This is a genomic window from Streptomyces sp. DH12, from assembly GCF_020873895.1.
GTDB lineage: Bacteria > Actinomycetota > Actinomycetes > Streptomycetales > Streptomycetaceae > Streptomyces.
This window is the reverse complement of the sequence record NZ_JAHWGT010000029.1, coordinates 40,596-55,979: the sequence shown is the minus strand read 5'-3', so window position 1 is coordinate 55,979 and position 15,384 is coordinate 40,596. Positions and strand designations below refer to the sequence as shown.

Sequence of the window (15,384 nt, the reverse complement as noted above, 5' to 3'; positions counted from 1 at the left end):
ATCAGCCGACTTGCCGTCAGATAGCCAGGTCATCGGACGTCCGTACGAACCCCCTCCCGTGTCCTATAGAAATTTGTCAAAAATAAGGGAGGCAGCTGCCCGGGCCCGTCGAAGTTCAAGACGCTCTGGCCAGCGAGAAAGCAGTAGGGGAACTCCCGGGCGTGGTGGGGAGGGTGATGAGGGTCGGCCCCGGCGGGGCGTTGCCGCTGCTGTCGGTGGTGTGGCGGCGGCCGGTGCGGGCGGCGGTCGCCGCGGTGCGGCAGGTGTCGCAGCGGCAGCCGTGGTTGGTGTAGCGGCTCTCGTCGTGCGGGGCGTCGGCGAGGCGGGCGGCGCGGCCGGCGGCCTTGGCGTCTGTGAGCTGCTGGGCGAAGTCGGGGTCGGTGCGGGCGTGGCGGCTGGGCAGGCCGGGGTTGATGCCGACGTGCTGGACGGCCTGGCCGAGGGGCATGCCGGCGGTGACGGCGTCGAGGAAGGCGCGGCGGGTGGTGTCGTCGAAGGCGGTGGGGCGGCCGCGCCGGCGGTGGGGGGTGGTCACGGGCGTCCCCCGGGCCGGTAGGTGGTGGTGTCGGCCGGGTGGGGTGCGGCGGGGCGGTGGGTGTTGGCGGAGCGGGCGGTGAGGTGGGCCATGGCGGCGTACCCGGCGCGGGCGAGGTGCTCGCGGGCGCGGTCGAGGGTGTGGGGGGTCCACTGGGGTTGGCCGGCGATGAGTCCGGCGTGGTAGCCGACGGGCAGGGCGGTGTCCCATATGGCGCGGACGAGGGCGGGGTCGGCGTCGGGGAAGAGGAGTTCGGGGAGGCGGTCGGGGCGGGCGGCGGTGTCGAGCATGCCGGCGGCGATGAGGCCGGCGAGGTAGGCGCCGTGGGTGGTGCAGCGGTCGGCGAGCGCCTGGTCGACGGTGGCGGTCGGGTCGGCGGCCGCGCGCGGGGCCGGGGCCGGGGTGGTGTCGGGGGTGGTGGTCATGCGGCGGGCTCCAGAGCGCGGTGGGGAAGGGCGAGGGGGACGGTCGGCGCCGGGACGACCCGCAGCCGCCGTACGACGGCCGGACGGCGCGGGGCGGGGGCGGGCGGGCGGCGGGGGTAGTGCGGCAGGCCCGGGATGGTGAGCTGGATGGGCATGTCGGGGGCCAGGCGCCGCTGCCGGGCGCCGTCGGTGGTGGGGGCGGCGACCAGGGGCCAGCGGCCGTCGGGCACGATCCGCACCGTGTCGGGCAGCAGCCCGTGCGCCACCGCCGCGGCGAGGAGCTGCTCGCGGGTGGTGGTCTCCTTGTCCAGGCCCAGCAGGGAGACGAGGGCGGAGCGGTGCCAGTTCGCGGTGCGCAGGTCCATGCGCGCGGCGATGGCGACGAGTTCGGGGTCGGTGTGGCGGGCCAGGGCCCGCAGCACGGTCCGCTTGGCCGGGGTGCGGGCCTCGGCGAGCCGCTCGGCGGTGACCGGGGCGGGCTGCGGCGCCGGTGCGGCGGCGGTGCGGGCGGCGATGAGCGCGCGGTGGCGTTCCAGGGCGAGCTCCCCGCCCCAGATGCCCTCCGGCTCGGCGAGGAGGCCCTCGTCGGTGAGGGTGTTGGCGTAGGCGCGGCACGCGGCGCGGACGGGGCAGTAGCCGCACACGGTGATCGCGGCGCGCTCGCGGGCGTGGCGTTCGGCCTGGTTCTCCTGGCCGTCGCCGGTGTGCGGCAGCCAGGCGTTGACGGTCAGGTCGGGGTCGCCGGCGGCGCGGGTGGGCTGGTCGGGGTCGGGCTGGCAGCCGCGGTAGCGGTAGTGCGGGTGCTCGGTGAGGGTGCGGGCGGCGGCGGCCGGGGTGGTCACGGGTGTCCCCCTTCCTGTGCGGTGTGCGTGGCGTAGGCGGTGTCGACGATGTGCTCGGCGGCGGCCAGGACGGCGCGCTCGGCGTCCTGGCCGTGGCGGAGGTGGGCGGCGAGCGCGGTGGTGTCGCGGCGGACGGCTGCGGCGGTGAGCCGGGCCGCGGCCGTCCGGCGGCGGTCGTCGCGTAGCCGGTCGCGGGCCCGGCGGGCGCAGATGATCAGGAACGCGATGTACAGGTGCAGCGCCAGGACGGCGAGCGGAAGGGAGAGGTAGAGCAGGGTGGTCCCCATGGCGGGGCCTCCTTCGACGTCGAGGCCCCGGGGCAAGGGGGGCCGGTTACTTCGGGGTCGGCATCGGCGAGCTGGAGTTGTGGACCAGCCGGCCGAGGTCCCGGCCGTCGCGCACCGCGTTCCAGGTGCGGATCAGGTAGGCGAGGTGGCGGTCCTCCGACATGCGCACGTTGTCGAGGCGCTCGGAGGTGACGCGGGCGCGCAGGGCGAGGATCGGGTGGCCCAGCGGCAGCTCGGCTCCGTCCGCGAGCCGCTGGAAGAACACCGCGGTGAGGTCGGGGTCGATGGTGTTGAACAGGTGGTGCGCGGTTCCGAGGACGGACTGCGGGATGTGCGGGAAGACGTTGCGGACCCTGGTGGCGATCTCCGCCGACCGGCGCAGCTCCGGGTGGGCGGCGAGGAGGGCGGCGCACTCGGCGGTGGTGGGGGTCTCGCGGCCCTTGAGGCGGTGGTTGCCCTGGTTCCACAGCCACACCCGGCGCAGGATCGCGGCCAGGGTGGGCGCGTTGGCCTCGTTGCGCAGGCCCATGACGTCGCCGGTGGTGCGCTTGCGGCCGGAGTCCATGGTGTCCTGCGCGCTCGGGGGGAGCCCGGTGACGACGAGCATGGAGACGGTGACGCCGGCCTTGACGACGGCGTGCAGGCGGTGCTGCCCGTCGAGGACGGTGCCGTCGGTGGCGAACTTGATCGCCTCGCCGTTGAGGGCCCAGTGGCCGGCGGCCATGTCCCGGGCGTAGTCGTTGACGGCCCGCTCGCGCAGCTTGCGGTTGTGCGTGTTGTCGCGCAGCCAGAGGCGGGCGAGGTCGGGGGTGACGTCGACGACGGCGGCGGAGGGGCCGCTGCTGTCGGTGGTGATGGGGGCGGTGGCGGTCATCGCGTTCTCCTGGTGGGTGTGGGCGGCGGCGCCCGGGCATGACGCCGCCGCGGTGGATGGAGCGCAGAGCCGGTGGTTCAGGCGGCCAGGGCCGCGGTGCGTACGTCGGGGGCGTAGCGGTCGAGTTCCTCGCCGGTGATGGCCTCGACGAGCGCGCAGAGGATGACCTCGGCGGCGTTCGGGGTGACGGCGTTGCCGTACTGGCGGACTTTCTCGCGCTTGCTGCCGATCACGATGTACTGGTCGGCGAAGGACATGGCCCGGCCGATCTCGTGGGGTTCCAGCATCCGGAAGCGGACGTCGTCGATGTCGACGCTGCCCTTGACCAGGGCGTAGCGGTCACGGGTGGACAGGGTGCCGACCGGTTCGGCCACGGTGCGGGCGATGCCGTTGCCGTAGTACGGCACCAGCAGGTGCTCCCAGGTGACGAGCGACTGGTGGCCGGCGGTGGTCAGGGTCCGCAGCGGTTCCCCGGCGGTCGTGCAGTGCTCGCCGCCGTTGCCCTTGGACCCGTTGTTCCGCATCACCATCGCCGGGATGTCCGGGGTGACCAGGCCGTGGTGGTTGCCGTTCGCGGAGACGGTGCCCAGGGCCTCGGCGAGGGACCGGCCGCGCTTCTGGTCCCCGCCGCCGCGCATGGTCACCATGAACGGCAGCCAGGCCAGGCCGGTCTCGTTGCGGGCGGTCTGGGTCCGCAGCGGGGCGTTGGCGGAAGCCGGCTCCTTCCCGTCGCGGCCCTCGACCGGGATCAGCAGGGGCGGTATGGCCAGGCCGTCGTTCTCCCGCGTCGTACGGCACGCCATCGGCTCCCCCACCGGAGACGGGTCGTTCCGCCAGGTGCCGCCGGCGGGCACCATGAACGGCTCGCAGGCCAGCGCCTTGGTCGGCGTGGTGCTTTGTGTGGTGATGGGGCGGGCGAACTTGTCCAGGCCGGCCTGGATCCGCGCGAGGGTCTTGTCGGCGAGCGGCTTGGCCCGGTCCCCGATCCGCTGCCCGGGGATGGTCCAGTCGATCGCGACGGCGGCCGGGAGGACCTCCGGCTCGATGACGGCGTTGCGGCACTTCGCGTTGGGGCAGCGGTACACGTACTGCTGCCGGTAGCGGCCCATGTCCCGGCCGGGCTGCTTGAACGACTGCACCGCCTGCACCCACGCGTCGCACGTCGGGCACCAGGCGCGCGGCCGCAGCCACTTCTCCCAGTCCGGCGTCCGGTTCAGGGAGCGGTGCCAGTAGGCGACGTAGAGCCGGTCGCGGGACTGCGGCGCCCGGTGCACCGCGCGCGGGTCGGCGTGCATGCTGTTCAGGGCGATCACGCGGGTGTAGTAGCCGAGCTTCCTGATCTCGCCCAGCCACCGGTCCCACTGGTCCCAGGCCCGGACGTCGATGACGTTCTCCACCACGCCGGCCTTCACCAGCCCGCCGCGCTGCTGCACCCCGCGCAGGTACATGGGCACCTCCTCCATGAGCGCGCGGGACCGCTCGACCTCCTCCGGCGGGGAGAAGGCGTCGTCGAACAGGTCGCCCTGCTGGCTCGTGGCGAAGTCGCGCTTCTTCCCGCGCGCGTTCGACCACTGCGGGCACTCGGGCGACGCCCAGAAGATGTCGGTGACGGGCCACCGCTCGACCGGGGCCTCCCGGATGTCGCCGCGGTAGTGGTCGACCTCGGGGAAGTTCGCGGCGTGCGACTCGATCGCCCGCTCCCAGTGGTTCGCCGCGCGCTCCACCCGGACCCCGGGGATGGCGTGCGCGCCCTGCGAGGACCCCCCGGCCCCGCAGAACCAGTCCATGACCGTCAGCGCGTCGTTGTCGTGGCAGTACATCAGGCGGCACTCCTTCCGTGGGATCCGTCGCCCGCGGTCGCCTTGAGCTGGTCGATGCGGGTCTGGAGGAGGTCTCCGAGGCGGGTCGGCACGCTGTCGGCCCCGACCGGGACCACCTCGTCGAGCAGGGCCTTGGTACGGGCCTCGGCCAGGCTCTGCTCCATGGCCGTGAGGCTGTTCCACCCGCGATGGACCTTGCGCTGGAACTCGGCGAGCACCAGCTGCTGCGACGACCGCTGCGGGGCCGACGCGGTCTGGGTGGGGACGCCGTCGTCCCTCCGGCCCTGGATGTCCGTGGCGCTGTCCGCCGTGAGGGTGGGCTCTCCCCTTACGGGAGGGTCGTTCAGCTCGGGGACCTTCGACGCCTCCCACTCCGTCGGTGGGTGCGCCGCCGAGAACTGCACGACAGGCTGCGGAGAGCCGTCGTTGTACAGGGACAGGCCGAACTGGTCGCCCAGGTTCGTCGCGGCCCTCTTCAGGGCCTGGGACGAGGCCGTCTTCATGGCCATGTCGTGGGCATCGGCCAGCGACGGAAGGTTCGTCGCTCCGCCGGCGGCCTCGCCGTCCCAGTGCCCCAACTCGTTACCGTGGACGTCCTTCACGGTCAGCCGTACCTGAGCGCGATACACCACAGTCCACCGAGACCTGCCACCTTGTGGGATCTCGATCTCACGGACGATGCTGAGCTCGCGGTTCTCCGTGTCGTATCCGGCGAAGCCGAAGACCCGCAGGAGATAGCGCTTGATGTCCCAGGCTTCCATGTGCGAGAAGCCCTTGTCGTCCTGGCCGATCCGCTTGGGGTCGACGCCACGGTGCAGCAGACGCAGCTGGGGAGCGGTGAAGCGGGCGGCCTGGTTCAGGGTGTGCGAGGTGGGGCCCTCCGCCGTCGTGCTGGCGGGGGCCTCGATGGCGGTGGCCATGAGGTCTCTCCTATGTGGTTTTCACGCGGGACGGGGCGGGGGGCTGGTTGTCGGCGTCCGGCCCCCGGGCCCGTCGGCCGGCGCTACTGCGCCTTGTCCGCGGGCTTGTACTGGCCCAGCTGGAAGCGGTGTTCGATGACGGCCCGGGCGACGTTGGAGACGCTGAGCTTGGGGCTGCGGCCGGCCTCGTTGAGCTCGGCGATCCGTTCCCGGACGCGGGCCATCAGCTCGGGGTCGGGGCGCAGGTTCAGCAGCGAGGTGGCCTGGGCGGCGCCGGAGCCGCGGGTGGCGCGGGCGACGCGCGGCTCGAAGGTGCCGGCGACGAAGTCGGCCAGGCCCCGCTCCAGGACGCCGGTGAGGGGGTCGCCGGCCTGTTCGGCCAGCCGCTTCGCGGTGTCGCGGTCGGTGGTGAACATCGGGATGGAGACGTTGGGGGGCAGGGCGGCGCCCGAGGTGCCGGCGGCGGCTTCGGAGCGGCGCAGGGAGCCCCAGCCGCCGGGGGCGAGGACCTTGTCGACGGCCGCGGCGAGGTCGGGGGAGCCGACCTGGCGGAGCTTGGTGGAGGCGGCGGTCAGGTCGTCGCGGAGCTTGAGGTCGGCGTTCGTCGTGCTGGGCACGGGACGTGGTCCTTTCGGCGGGCGCCTCCGGGACCTGCGGGCGGTCGGGGGGCGCGTGGGGGTGTTGGCCACGCCAGTGTCCTCCATAGCTTCTTGCGTACGCCATCGTGGCGGCGGACGCGTCCGGTTCTGGTGGGTCCCACCCTACGCATAAACTCTTGCGTACGCAAGAAGGTATGGGTAGGGTGGAAGCACACCGCACACCAGGGGGACACCGTGAAGCACACCAACCGCCAGACCACCACCGCCACGGCCACCGACCTCCACCGCGCCATCGACCGACGCCACGCCGTCACCATCACCTACCTCGACGAGCACGGCGACCAGACCATCCGCACCATCGAGCCCCACAGCATCGAGACCACCACCACCGGCGGCCGCCGCGTCCGCGCCATGTGCCGACTGCGCGGCGACGAGCGCACCTTCGACCTCACCCGGATCGTCTCCTACACCCTCCACCGCATCGCCTTCATCCTCGACCGCCCCACCCCCAAGACCCCGATGCCCCCCGCCCCCACCCGCAGCGCCGCCGCCCTCATCGCCTACGAGCTCAACCGCGACGTCATCACCGCCGCCTTCCGCGCCCGCCACATCCACCGCACCAGCACCCTCGCCGCCTGACCGCGCCCACCAACGACGAAGGCCACCACCCCGTTACCCGGGTGGTGGCCTGAAAGGTTCACACGCATCGCGCACGCGCAGCGTAACGAATCGTCTCGCCACCGCGCCAGCCCCCCGTGGAGACTAGGCACATGGCCCGCCCAGAACAGCACGTCCTCGCCGACCTGCCGCCCACCCCGCGCGCCCGCGTCCGCTGCCGGAAGTGCCGGCGGGAGCTGACCGACCCGGAGTCCCGCCGCCGGCGCCTCGGCCCCGAGTGCGACCCCGACGCCCGCATCACCCACGACCGGCACCACGTCGACCAGGAGCCGATACCCGGCCTGTAGGAGACCACCATGCACGGCACCCACGTCCAACTAGCCGACATCACCGGCCAGCATCGCCTCCAAGGCGACCAAGACGCCGGACGGTGCACCGGCTGCGGCGTCACCGTATGGCGTCGCCGAACCTCCAGTCACAAGCTCGGCCCCCGACAGTGGCTGGAGTGGCTTGCCCCCGATGGACGGGACTGGTCGTCCTTCCCCACAGACGGCGGCTGGGAGAGCTACCCGGACGGCAGCGCCCCCTCCTGCCCGCCGCAGGAAGTCGAAGCCCAGTGCCCATGGAAGGACAACGCACGCCGCTACGGCGGAGTATGGGGCGACGTGCAGCTGGCCACGGCCATGAGGACCTGGTGCGAGACACACGAATGCGCAGTCAGCGAGTGTCCCGAGCCAGGCCTGTACTGCCCTGGACGGTCAGCGCACGAGGACGGCGAGGAAGGCCGCCCGGGATCGTGCACGGGCCGGGAGGACTCGTGCCGCTGCATGTGCCCCGCCTGCTGCGGCGACACCCCCGACATGTACGGCTACGACGGCGACTACTAGACCGGCGCCTTCTCCAACGGCTCCACGTCCACCGCGCGCCGCAGCTGCTCCAGCGTCGTCGGCAGCGGCTCCCACCCGAACCGGCCCGCCATCGCGGTGTTCAGCGCGGCCATGCCCCGCCCGTAGGAGTCGCGCAGCCCCCGCGGCCCCAGCGTGACCCCCGGCGGGCCCACCTGCGTCGCCGACAACGTCACCCACACCCCCGGCCGGCCACCCTCCAACGGCAGCTGCTGCACGATCTGCTCCCGCACCGCCAGCCACCGGCGGACTGCGACCCGCGTCCCATCCCGCAGCGGGTACCACTCCACCTCCGGCGCCGGCTCCAACCTCCCCACCGCCGCCAGGACCCGCTGCCGCTTCGCGTACGACATCCGCTCCAGCCGCCCGCCCAGCACCGCCCGCACCGTGTCCGGGTGCACCTCCGCCAACGCCGAGATCTCCTCCACCCGGGACGACCCCCGCTGCACGCGGCGCCGCACCCCCACCGCCTCCTCACCGGCCGCCAGGTCCGGCATCCGCAACGCCGCCAGCTCCCCCGACCGGGCCCCGGTGTCCAGCACGACCGCCACCATCGCCAGCAGCCGGGCCCGCTCCTCCCACGACAAGCCCAGCCCGGCCCGCCAGTCCCCCCGGTCCGCCCCGGCCAGATCCACCAGCTCCCGGTACAGCACCGCCCGCGACCGCGGCGCCACCACCGCCTTCGGCTCGACCTGCTCCACCACCGGCAGCCGCACGACCTTCCCCGGCACGACCACCCGCGCGAGCATGTCCAGGCAGTCCCGCACGATCCGCAGCGACGCCACCGACAACGGCCGCGCCACCTCCTGCTCCCGGGCCCGCAGCGTCCCCGCCGCCGCCAGCGCCCAGAACGGCCGCAGCGCAGCCCACGTGAACAGCTGCGCCGCCGACCGGCCCGCCCGCACCGGCATCTCCTCCCGACCCACCGCCCGATCGAACATGCCTACCACCATCCACAGCTGGTCCGCGCGCGACCGCGACACCTGCACCGGCACCCCACCCGCGCCCGGCACGCGCTCCCGCTGCTCCCAGCGTTCACGGTCCCGGGGCGCGATCCGCTCCACCACCGCGGCGAGCCGCCGCACCGACGCCGCCCCGTACTGCCGTTCGTTCACGCCTCGTCCCCGCCCCGCACCGCGTCACCCGTCTCCGCACGGCCGATCACCGACAGCGGGTTCCGCTCACCCTGGCTGTCTTCCTCGTCGATGTACCCGATCAGCGCCTTCGACCGATCGTCCCACCCGCCGTGCCGGCCGATGTCGATGATGTCCGCCTTGGCCCGGCGCGCCGACTTCACGAACCCCCGACGCAGCGAGTGCGACGACCAGTTCCCCGCCAGGCCCGTACGGCCCACCGACCGGTCCACCACGTCACTGGCCGCCTCCGCGGTCATGCGCCCGGACGGATCCCCGATCCGCTCACCGCGCCGGGTCATGTCCACACCGACGTACCCGTGCTGGTCGATCCGCATGAACAGCGGCCCCGCGTACGGCCGCCCGTCCCCCTGGTACTCCACCGCCAGGGCCTCCACGAGAGCCCGGACGGCGCGCACCGCGCACAGCTCCGCGTCGGGATCGAGCGGCACGTCGACGTCCTGCCACCGCTTCCGCTTGATCCGGTACACCCGCACCCGCAGCCCACCGTCGGGTAGCTCGGTGAACCTGGCCGGCCAGTCCAGCGGCACCAGCTCGCTGCCACGCGAGGCGATGGCGTGCCCGAGCAGCATCAGCGCGGCGTCCCGCTTCCCCGCGATCCGCTCCCGGTCCAGCTCCCCCAGGGCGGCCCGCAGGACCACCCGGTCGGCGGGGGACGCCTTCTTCGGCTGCGCCGCCGAGTCCTCCGCCAGCGCCAGCTCCGCCTGGTACCCGCGTACGACCTTCCGCGCGCCCATCGTGTCCGGCGGCTTCAGCCCGGCCGCCCGGTGCGACGCACGGATCGACGCGATGATCCGCCCCATCGACCTCGGCCCGTACGGCCGCCCGGTCTTCTCCCGGGGCGTGCGCTTCAGGTACGACATGTACGCCGTCACCGTCTGCGGCGCCGCGGGCATCGCCCGCCGGCCGACCGTCGCGCACCACTCGGCGAACCGCCGCATGTCGCCGCCGTACGCCCGCTCCGTGGACGCAGGGATGCCGGCCTGGACGTCCTCCTCCGCCTCCGGCGGCAACCACGCATCCGGGTCCCTCTCCGGGACCGGTACGGCAGGCGCCCGACCCTTGGCGATGGCGGGCAGGCGGACGTCGTCCACGAGCTCGGCCTCCACCACCTCTACGTCGTCGTTGCTCACGGCCCGGTCACCTCCGCGATCCAGCGGCGCAGCGCCGCCACGTCCTCGGGCGGCGCGTGCTCCAGGGCGTACTTCATCACGACTGCGTACAGGGAGCCCTCCAGGTGCTGATGCTCCTCGAACCGGCGCAGGACGGCCCGGGAGAAGTCCCCGATGCTGGAGTCCCCCCGCTCATCGGCGCCGGCCGCGGCATCGTGGAAGGCCGCGGTCACCAGCAGGTGTGCGGTCGCCTCGTCATCGGGGGTCACCGGCGGGCCCCCGGCACGCCGAGCCGGGGATGCTTCTTCAGCAGCCACCCGTCTTCCTCGTCGTAGCGGGCGCGCAGGAACTCGATGATCGACTCGTTCACGCTCCACCCCTCCTGCGGCTGGGCACTCCCAAGGCGCGCAATCGACGGCGAAGGGTGCTGGTCCCGACGTGGAACTCCTCGGCCAGGCGGACCATGCTGTCACCCGCCTGATACCGCTGCACGAGTTCCTCGTCGGACAGGACCGGGACTTCGCCTCGTCGAACGGCTCGGGCTTCGGCATGACTTCGCATCGTGCCACCGTGCTCCTCGACAGCCTTCTGGACCGTCATCCGGGCTACGCCGAAGACCCTGGCGATGGCGGCAGCGCTCTCACCTTGTGCGTACAAGCGGCGCACCTCGGCGCGCTGCTGCTGAGTGAGGCCCTGGTTGCGTACCTTGACACCGTTCTCCACCAGCACCCGTCTGACGGTCGTTGTTCCGAGCTGGTAGTCACGTGCCAGTTGGTTCACCGTCCCGCCACTCGCGTACGCCGCCACCAACGCCTCAACGACCTCGGGGCCTGGCATCCGTTCCGTACGCAGGGGGACGCTGTTGCTGAGCAGCAACGTGCGGATGTCCGTCGTCGTAGCGCTGTGCCGGCGCGCGAGGTCGGACAGGGTCGCGCCCTGCTTGTAAGCGTCGATGATGTCGTACCTATGTTCTCGGAGGCGCACGGTCTTGCTCATGGCGTAGCCCTCCCCCCGCTTCAGAAGTCGTGGCTCTTGAGAAGAAACCTTATCTGGAGCGAGGGGCCTGTACTGCCCGGCGCGCGCCTCTGACCAGGCGAATGGTTTCGTGATCAACGACTTCGTCAGGAACGATTCTGAGCGAAGGAGCCTGTGACGCCTCGGCTCGGATTGTCGCTGTCCTGCGCGCCCCTCCGACGAGACGACGCGGCGCCAGCCGACGTCGGGCCCTCGTCGGTCCCCTATGGTCGAACGTGCCTGCCGTGCTCGTCGACGACTACGACAGGCGGACACGAGGGGCACGACACCAAGCCCAGGGTGCCGAGCCAGCGCCACCCTTCGTGCCACAACGGCTCCCACTGAACAGGAGCCGGCTTCAGGAGGCTCGCCCGGCAGGCCCCGCAGACCAGCGTTGCTGCCTCTACATCATCGGGAGTCGTGCTCATGCGGCGATCGTAGCTGTAGGTGCCGACGGCCTGCCGCAGGCTGCTGGGAGTGCAAGACTCCCTTATTTTAGTCAAAAATCCATAGGACACGTGGTGGGTCAGGCGGGCATCAACTCCCGGATCGCAGCGACGATCCGGCGTGAGAGGTAGACGTGGCCGGCGTCGGTCGGGTGGACGCCGTCGGCCCCGACGTACGCGGCCGCGTTCCCCGCGGTGATCCACGGGCCGTGCGTCACCACCAGGGCGCCCGCCGAGTCGTACACCGACCCCGTCACCGGCGAGACGAACGGGTAGCCGGCGGCGGCCGCCGCGATGCGCAGCGTGGTGTCGGTGTTCGTGATCGAAGCGCCCGGGCTGCCGGTCGGGGACCAGCAGCCGAGCACGTACACCTCGCAGTCCGGTAGGCCGGAGCGGAGCTGCCCGTACAGGGCGGCCGCGGCCGTGGAGATGGCCGACTGGGATCCGGTGTTGTCGTTGTAGCCGCCCCAGATGACGAGCCGGGTCGGGGTCCAGGCGATGACGTCGGCCGGGGCCCGGGTGCCGAACGTGGCGAAGGCGCCGGCGGTGATGTAGCCGGTGCCGCCTCGGCCCTGTTCCCAGGCGTCGGCCGCGCCGAGGAGGCGGGCGGCGCGCGCGAACCAGGTGCCGGCGCCGCCGCCGGTGTTCTGCGCGGAGCCGTCGCTGATGCTGTCGCCGAGCACCATGAAGCGGCCGCCCGGCAGCGGGGAGGACCACATGGTGGCGGTGGGCGGTAGGTAGATCCCGCCGAACGGGACGGTGGAGAAGTCGAAGCGGATCCGGCGCGGCGCCGCGCTTCCGAGGTCGACGGTCATCATGTGCCCGGAGCCGGCCGTGGTCCCGCCGACGGGCTGCATCAGGTCGGTGACCTTCCGGCCGTCGATGGACAGGCGGTACATCGCGGCGTTCTGGTGCTGGAAGCGCAGTTGGAAGACGGCGGCGTCGGTGAAGAACTCCAGTGCCCAGACGGACTGGCCGGAGTCGTAGGTGTTCGGGTAGCGGGAGGTCGGCTTGACGTAGGAGAGGTTCGCCCCAGAGGCGCCGATCTGGAACCCGCCGGCGCCCGCGTAGGTGAACGGGCCCGTCACGTCGGTGCCCGTCAGGGCGACGCCGGGCGGCGCGTACTTGAGGTAGCCGCTGGTGGGGGTGGTGGTCTGGGCGGTGCTGATGGTCGGGGCGGTGCCGGTGTGGAGGCCGTCGGCGAGGGCGGGGTCGGGGAGGTCGCGGCGGCGCGAGGTGGCCGCGGGGAGGAAGCGGGCGCGGGTCCAGGCGCGGTCGCCGTGCGGGTCGGCGGCCGCCGTGTGGGTGTTCACCTTGCTCGTGGCGTCGGTGGCTGCGGCCTGGACTGCGGCGGTCTGGGCGGTGTTCGCCTTCGTCGTCGCGTCGCTCGCCGCGGCGGTGACGGCGGCCTGCTCGGCAGCGTCGGCCTTGGCCTGCGCGCCGTCCGGGGTCTCGGCGCCGATCGTCGCCGCGGTGAGCGGGTCGGGCCCGCCCGGGGCGTGGCTGTCGGCGTGGGCCAGGGGGGTCCGGGCGTTCGTCGTGGTGGGGTCGTCGGAGCGCAGGGCGATGGTCGGTCCGGCGCCGGCCGCGCCGAGGGGCGGCTGCGGCCCGGTCTCACCGGGGTCGCCCTTGGGGCCCGGCTCCCCCGGCGCGCCGTCCAGTCCGTCCTGGCCGTCTGCGCCGGCGGGGCCGGGCTCGCCCTGCGGGCCCGGGACGAGGACGTACTGGGCGCGGGCGGGGTCGGCGTGGTCCAAGGTCTTCAGGTCCGCGGTCTCCTGGCTGGTCGACAGGCGGATGTAGAAGGAGCGGACGGGCGCGCCGGTGATGCGGACGGTGACCAGCCACGCCCAGGCGGACGGGTTGGCGCCGGGGATGTCGTTGGGCAGGAGCCGCACGCCGACCTGGTCGCCGTCGACGAGCCGGCCGAGGCTGTCGAGCGGGTAGGTGCCGCGGCCGCTGAAGACGGGATCGTGGCCCGGGACGGTGATGGCGGGGACGGTGGGTGCGAACTCCACGGTGCCCTGGGCCGGGCTGCCGCCGGCCGGGTTGACGGCGGTGTAGGTGAGGAGGGTGGTCGGCAGACCGGCGGGGAACGTCACGGCGGCTCCTCAGAGACGGCGGCGGTCGAGCACGCCGAGCAGCGGGGACGGCTGCGGGGTGCCGGGGGTGTCGTCCGCCGGAGGGGCGGGCGTGCTGGTGGGGGTGCAGGTGTAGCGGGGGGCGGCCGGGTCGAAGTCGTCGGCGCGCCGACAGGTGTAGGTGGCGCCCTCGGTGTCGGTGTACGTCCAGCCCGCGGGGGGCTGGCCGTCCGTACCGTCCCGGCCGTCAACTCCGTCAGCGCCATCGGCTCCGTCGGTCCCGTCGGCGCCAGCCGGACCGGGCGGGCCGGGCGGGCCAGCGGGTCCCGGGTTCCCAGCGGGCCCGGGTTCGCCGACCGCGTTCTGCCCGGCCGGGCCGGGCACGGTGGAGGACGGGCCGACCGGCCCTGGGGGGCCGGTGCGTCCCGGCGCGCCGGTGATGGCCACCCCCGGCGGCCCGGGCGGCCCCGTGGGGCCGGGTACGCCCGCCGGGCCGGCCGGGCCGGGCGGCCCGGCGACGGCCTTGGGCTCGCCGCGGCTTCCGGGGCCGCCGGCGATGGGCTGCTCGCCGAGCCGGAGGACCTGCTCGGCGAGCGCGTCACGGGCAGCGTTCGAGGCGCGCAGGTCGTCGCGGAGCCCCTGCACGGACAGCATGATCCAGGCGAACGCCGCGCCGAGGGTGAGCGCGGCGGTGAGGGCGAGGACGTCGCCTCGCCGCCAGCGCCTCTCCTGGGCGCGGATCTTCGACCTCATGAGGTTCCCCGGCTCAGCAGGATGATGACCGGGAGGAGGATGCCGACGAGGGGGACCACGACGGCGCCGATGAGCCAGCGGCGGGTGGCGACCAGCTTCTCGGCGTCCTTCTCCCGCAGCGTCTCGAGGGTCCCGACCCGGGAGCCGAGGGCTTCGTGGCGGAGGTCGTAGATGCGCTGGTCGACCTTCTCGTCGAGACGCCGGCCGAGCTGCTGGATGTCGTCGCGGACGTCGTTGAGCCGGTCTTCCAGCCTCCTGACCATCTCTCCTGGCGTCGGCTCGTCCGTCACGGGAACTCCGGGTGGTGGGGGGTGTGGGCGGGATACGGGTCAGGGCGTGGTGGGCCGCGCCGGGCTCGGCGGGACAGGAGCGGTGACCTGGGTGCGGTCCCACATGCCGACGGCGACGGTGACGAAGGCCATGACGACGGCTTGCCGCTCACTGGACCAGTCGAGGCCGAGGCCGAGCGCGAGGGCGAGTGCGCCCTGGGCGAAGCCGACGATGGCGGCGCCGAGGCCGTCCTTCACGACGAGGGCGATGAGCACGCCCATGCCCGCGGCGGCGAAGCCGTTGACGGCGGCCTGCACGGTGGGGCTGGCGTCCCAGCCGAACGCGGCGGCGAGCTTGACGAGGACGGCGACCAGGGCGAGCCAGGCGGCGGGCTCCCGGCCGAAGAACTTCGGGGTGGACACAGGTGTCTCCAAGGGGTGAGCGGGCGGGCGGGTTCAGGGAGGTCAGAGCTGCTTGGGGACCTTCAGGGCGTCCCAGGACGCCTTGCCGGGGATGCCGTCGGCGTCCGCGCCGGAGTAGCCGAGCTTGCGCTGCCATGCGGCGTAGGAGTTCCGGTCGGCGTTGGTGAACTGCGGGCCCGGGCCGTGGTTGTAGCGGCCGCAGCCCTCGGCGACGAGGCGGCGGCCCATCGCGGTGATGAGGGGGGAGCGCCGGCCGGTGTGGAAGAACGCGGCGCCCGGGAACGGCTCGTACTGCGGTTTCGGTGCGGCG

The 15,384-nt window shown here is 73.4% G+C and carries 18 protein-coding genes and 1 pseudogene; 2 read left to right on the top strand and 17 right to left on the bottom strand.

Annotated features, from left to right (window positions below; genetic code table 11):
* Nucleotides 1-115: 115 nt before the first annotated feature.
* The 8 genes from LPA54_RS24185 to LPA54_RS42940 all read right to left on the bottom strand — a co-directional run bounded on the left by LPA54_RS24185 (nucleotide 116) and on the right by LPA54_RS42940 (nucleotide 6,320).
* Nucleotides 116-535, bottom strand: coding sequence for a hypothetical protein (locus tag LPA54_RS24185; RefSeq protein ID WP_228981347.1), 420 nt, complete (start codon nucleotides 533-535; stop codon nucleotides 116-118).
* Nucleotides 532-960 carry a hypothetical protein gene (locus tag LPA54_RS24180; protein ID WP_228981345.1) on the bottom strand — a complete coding sequence of 143 codons (429 nt, stop codon included), beginning with the start codon at nucleotides 958-960 and terminating at the stop codon, nucleotides 532-534. Before LPA54_RS24180 ends, LPA54_RS24185 begins: the two co-directional genes overlap by 4 nt.
* Complete coding sequence (locus LPA54_RS24175) at nucleotides 957-1,802, bottom strand: WhiB family transcriptional regulator (RefSeq protein ID WP_228981344.1); 846 nt, start codon at nucleotides 1,800-1,802, stop codon at nucleotides 957-959. The genes LPA54_RS24180 and LPA54_RS24175 overlap by 4 nt, the downstream gene beginning before the upstream one ends.
* Complete coding sequence (locus LPA54_RS24170; RefSeq protein ID WP_228981342.1) at nucleotides 1,799-2,089, bottom strand: hypothetical protein; 291 nt, start codon at nucleotides 2,087-2,089, stop codon at nucleotides 1,799-1,801. The genes LPA54_RS24175 and LPA54_RS24170 overlap by 4 nt, the downstream gene beginning before the upstream one ends.
* Nucleotides 2,090-2,135: 46 nt before the next feature.
* Nucleotides 2,136-2,963, bottom strand: a complete 828-nt coding sequence (locus tag LPA54_RS24165) for a hypothetical protein (RefSeq protein WP_228981340.1) — start codon at nucleotides 2,961-2,963, stop codon at nucleotides 2,136-2,138.
* Nucleotides 2,964-3,040: 77 nt separating this feature from the next.
* The gene (locus tag LPA54_RS24160) at nucleotides 3,041-4,783 is read right to left on the bottom strand and encodes a DNA cytosine methyltransferase (protein WP_228981338.1); all 1,743 of its coding nucleotides are present in this window, start codon (nucleotides 4,781-4,783) and stop codon (nucleotides 3,041-3,043) included.
* Nucleotides 4,783-5,703 carry a Rad52/Rad22 family DNA repair protein gene (locus LPA54_RS24155; RefSeq protein WP_228981336.1) on the bottom strand — a complete coding sequence of 307 codons (921 nt, stop codon included), beginning with the start codon at nucleotides 5,701-5,703 and terminating at the stop codon, nucleotides 4,783-4,785. The genes LPA54_RS24160 and LPA54_RS24155 overlap by 1 nt, the downstream gene beginning before the upstream one ends.
* A gap of 83 nt (nucleotides 5,704-5,786) precedes the next feature.
* Nucleotides 5,787-6,320 (bottom strand): hypothetical protein, encoded by a 534-nt coding sequence (locus LPA54_RS42940; RefSeq protein ID WP_228981333.1) that lies wholly within the window; start codon nucleotides 6,318-6,320, stop codon nucleotides 5,787-5,789.
* A 216-nt stretch (nucleotides 6,321-6,536) separates the two neighbouring features.
* Between LPA54_RS42940 and LPA54_RS42935 the strand changes: the two genes are divergently transcribed.
* Both LPA54_RS42935 and LPA54_RS24140 read left to right on the top strand, forming a co-directional pair.
* Nucleotides 6,537-6,941, top strand: coding sequence for a WYL domain-containing protein (locus LPA54_RS42935; protein ID WP_228981331.1), 405 nt, complete (start codon nucleotides 6,537-6,539; stop codon nucleotides 6,939-6,941).
* A gap of 131 nt (nucleotides 6,942-7,072) precedes the next feature.
* Entirely contained in the window at nucleotides 7,073-7,267 is a 195-nt protein-coding gene (locus LPA54_RS24140; RefSeq protein ID WP_228981328.1) for a DUF6011 domain-containing protein, read from the top strand.
* Nucleotides 7,268-7,803: 536 nt separating this feature from the next.
* On the opposite strand, the gene LPA54_RS42465 is transcribed toward LPA54_RS24140, so the two are convergent.
* From LPA54_RS42465 to LPA54_RS24095, 9 genes and pseudogenes are all read right to left on the bottom strand, one after another.
* On the bottom strand, nucleotides 7,804-8,940 hold the full coding sequence (locus tag LPA54_RS42465; protein ID WP_267487551.1) for a hypothetical protein: 1,137 nt from the start codon (nucleotides 8,938-8,940) through the stop codon (nucleotides 7,804-7,806).
* The gene (locus LPA54_RS24130) at nucleotides 8,937-10,112 is read right to left on the bottom strand and encodes an integrase (RefSeq protein ID WP_228981314.1); all 1,176 of its coding nucleotides are present in this window, start codon (nucleotides 10,110-10,112) and stop codon (nucleotides 8,937-8,939) included. The genes LPA54_RS42465 and LPA54_RS24130 overlap by 4 nt, the downstream gene beginning before the upstream one ends.
* Entirely contained in the window at nucleotides 10,109-10,360 is a 252-nt protein-coding gene (locus tag LPA54_RS24125; RefSeq protein ID WP_228981312.1) for a hypothetical protein, read from the bottom strand. The genes LPA54_RS24130 and LPA54_RS24125 overlap by 4 nt, the downstream gene beginning before the upstream one ends.
* Before the next feature lie 97 nt (nucleotides 10,361-10,457).
* Nucleotides 10,458-11,087: a helix-turn-helix domain-containing protein gene (locus tag LPA54_RS24120; RefSeq protein WP_228981310.1), complete on the bottom strand. Its 630-nt coding sequence runs from the start codon at nucleotides 11,085-11,087 to the stop codon at nucleotides 10,458-10,460.
* Nucleotides 11,088-11,631: 544 nt separating this feature from the next.
* Nucleotides 11,632-13,650, bottom strand: coding sequence for a GDSL-type esterase/lipase family protein (locus LPA54_RS42930; RefSeq protein WP_228981309.1), 2,019 nt, complete (start codon nucleotides 13,648-13,650; stop codon nucleotides 11,632-11,634).
* 9 nt (nucleotides 13,651-13,659) lie between these two features.
* A complete protein-coding gene (locus tag LPA54_RS24110) occupies nucleotides 13,660-14,382 on the bottom strand; it encodes a collagen-like protein (protein WP_228981307.1) in 723 nt (240 codons plus the stop codon).
* Nucleotides 14,379-14,672: a hypothetical protein gene (locus LPA54_RS24105; RefSeq protein WP_228981300.1), complete on the bottom strand. Its 294-nt coding sequence runs from the start codon at nucleotides 14,670-14,672 to the stop codon at nucleotides 14,379-14,381. Before LPA54_RS24105 ends, LPA54_RS24110 begins: the two co-directional genes overlap by 4 nt.
* Before the next feature lie 39 nt (nucleotides 14,673-14,711).
* The gene (locus LPA54_RS24100) at nucleotides 14,712-15,074 is read right to left on the bottom strand and encodes a hypothetical protein (protein ID WP_228981293.1); all 363 of its coding nucleotides are present in this window, start codon (nucleotides 15,072-15,074) and stop codon (nucleotides 14,712-14,714) included.
* Between the two features lie 42 nt (nucleotides 15,075-15,116).
* Nucleotides 15,117-15,380 (bottom strand): annotated as a pseudogene (locus LPA54_RS24095) (peptidoglycan-binding protein); the annotation flags it as partial.
* Nucleotides 15,381-15,384: the final 4 nt, after the last annotated feature.

Bases quoted from the DNA above. Each gene is read 5' to 3' on its own strand.
- LPA54_RS24120 (WP_228981310.1), bottom strand. From the start codon at position 11,087: ATGAGCAAGACCGTGCGCCTCCGAGAACATAGGTACGACATCATCGAC.
- LPA54_RS24180 (WP_228981345.1), bottom strand. From the start codon at position 960: ATGACCACCACCCCCGACACCACCCCGGCCCCGGCCCCGCGCGCGGCC.
- LPA54_RS24165 (WP_228981340.1), bottom strand. From the start codon at position 2,963: ATGACCGCCACCGCCCCCATCACCACCGACAGCAGCGGCCCCTCCGCC.
- LPA54_RS24160 (WP_228981338.1), bottom strand. From the start codon at position 4,783: ATGTACTGCCACGACAACGACGCGCTGACGGTCATGGACTGGTTCTGC.
- LPA54_RS24140 (WP_228981328.1), top strand. From the start codon at position 7,073: ATGGCCCGCCCAGAACAGCACGTCCTCGCCGACCTGCCGCCCACCCCG.
- LPA54_RS24170 (WP_228981342.1), bottom strand. From the start codon at position 2,089: ATGGGGACCACCCTGCTCTACCTCTCCCTTCCGCTCGCCGTCCTGGCG.
- LPA54_RS24110 (WP_228981307.1), bottom strand. From the start codon at position 14,382: ATGAGGTCGAAGATCCGCGCCCAGGAGAGGCGCTGGCGGCGAGGCGAC.
- LPA54_RS24155 (WP_228981336.1), bottom strand. From the start codon at position 5,703: ATGGCCACCGCCATCGAGGCCCCCGCCAGCACGACGGCGGAGGGCCCC.